This window comes from Vibrio sp. 10N.247.310.23 (genome assembly GCF_041467155.1).
Lineage (GTDB): Bacteria > Pseudomonadota > Gammaproteobacteria > Enterobacterales > Vibrionaceae > Vibrio > Vibrio crassostreae_C.
This window is the reverse complement of sequence record NZ_JBFSTZ010000087.1, coordinates 1-1,712: the sequence shown is the minus strand read 5'-3', so window position 1 is coordinate 1,712 and position 1,712 is coordinate 1. Positions and strand designations below refer to the sequence as shown.

Genomic DNA, 1,712 nt, shown 5'->3' with positions numbered 1-1,712 from the left:
TAACCATAAATTCGTATATTGCTGTTCATTGGTGCATTTTACATTGGTTTAGTTAAGTTGGTGCATTATACATCTATTTTTGCTATTTACAGCACTAAAATAGCCCAGTGCATTAAAGGTGTACCTAAAATGAACTAATGTTGTTTTGTATTTATTGTGTGATGTTTATAGTGATTTTCAGACTACGAACTTGAGTGAGTGCGTTATGATGTCAAAATGAAGGCATCAGTTTTATTTGAGGGAAAAAACTATGTTTGGTCGATTAACTATTCGAAACTTAAAAGTCGAAATTGTAGAACGTCTAAATGAACTAGCTTCTATTAATGAGCGCTCAGTGGAAGCGGAAGTTAGGTATGCGCTTGCTAAATGGACGGAACTTAATGGCTCAGAAGCTAGTGTGGATGAGTATTATCGTGGGGAAATAAGTGAGAGGTTGTCTTTTTTGATTCAACAAAAAAATGGTGCTCTTAATTTCGAATTGAAAGCCTCACATGTGGCTGAAAAATTGGGTTTTGCAAAGGGCTCTATTGTTGAACAGTGGGCTCAGGGGGAGGTTGAACCTACTTTTGAACAGCTTGATGCATTAGCTGACTACTTTTCTGCTGATCCAAAATGGTTGAAACATGGTGATGGATCTCCATTTGATAAAACTTACATTCGTATTCCAGAGAAGCCGAAAGAAGCCATCGATTGGTTACTTAAGAAGGAACGATATGATGATTTAATCAACATTGCTTTTATTCGGGATTTTTCTGGATGTATATATGTAGTGAAAATTTATGAGAATCAGCGTTCAATTGTTTATTACACTCCTTATATACTCGATGGCTCAGTTGGTAACGGTGGCTTTAACTCTTTGTGCGAGTTGTTTGTCTTTTGGGAGCAGCTTTACAAAGAATATACAAGCTCTCAAGGTTCTACCAGTTTAAGTGCTTCTAACATTATGATTAAGAGCTATATATTTGATGAATTGGATAGTCAAGAGTTGGAAAAAGGGAATATAGACCCCCTAGCTTTAATAAAAAAACAAACTGATAGTTCATGGTGGGAGGATGTCTGGGATAAAGGTGATTCTCGATTACGAGAATACTGGTCAGGGTGTCGAGAGTTGTGTATTAAAGTTAATGAACACAGAAGATAAGCAATTGTTGAATTTTGATCAAGGCTCTATGCTTTGCGATTCACAGCCTCACTAAAATCATCAATATTTCAGTGAGGCTGAGCAAAGCGTTATGGATTCAACACTTCTTTCAGTTTTTTACCAGCTTTAAATGTTGGGCTTTTTGACGCCGCAATTTGAAGGGGTTCACCGGTCTTCGGATTGCGGCCTTCACGCGCTGCACGGTGGGTGATTTTAAATGTGCCAAAATCAACCAAAGCAACGTCATCACCATCGGCCAGTGTTGTGGTAATGCCTTCGATGATGGCTTTGAGTGCGGCATCGGCTTCTTTTTTAGTGATGTCGACTTCTACAGCGATATGATCCACTAATTCTTTACGGTTCATCTCTTTTCCTTGTTCTAGAGTTGGTTTTTCTTCTTCATCCCACTTGCCAGTCGCATAACGAAAGGCGAGGGGTTTATCGACAACGTCGCTAATTTCTATTTTAGACGTATTTTCAGTCGCGTGTGTGGTGGCGCTGGCTTTGGCTGCAGCTAAAGAGCGCATGTACACGGTTTCGGACTTGAGCGTATTTCTTTCTTTATCCAAAT

2 protein-coding genes are annotated in these 1,712 nt (G+C 39.0%); one reads left to right on the top strand and one right to left on the bottom strand.

Translation table 11 applies throughout. The features are described 5' to 3' along the window. Positions 1 to 250: 250 nt before the first annotated feature. On the top strand, positions 251 to 1,141 hold the full coding sequence (locus AB6D93_RS23940) for a FitA-like ribbon-helix-helix domain-containing protein (RefSeq protein WP_102333110.1): 891 nt from the start codon (positions 251 to 253) through the stop codon (positions 1,139 to 1,141). An 89-nt stretch (positions 1,142 to 1,230) separates the two neighbouring features. On the opposite strand, the gene AB6D93_RS23935 is transcribed toward AB6D93_RS23940, so the two are convergent. Next, on the bottom strand, positions 1,231 to 1,506 hold the full coding sequence (locus AB6D93_RS23935) for an HU family DNA-binding protein (RefSeq protein WP_102333117.1): 276 nt from the start codon (positions 1,504 to 1,506) through the stop codon (positions 1,231 to 1,233). Between the last annotated feature and the right edge of the window lie 206 nt (positions 1,507 to 1,712).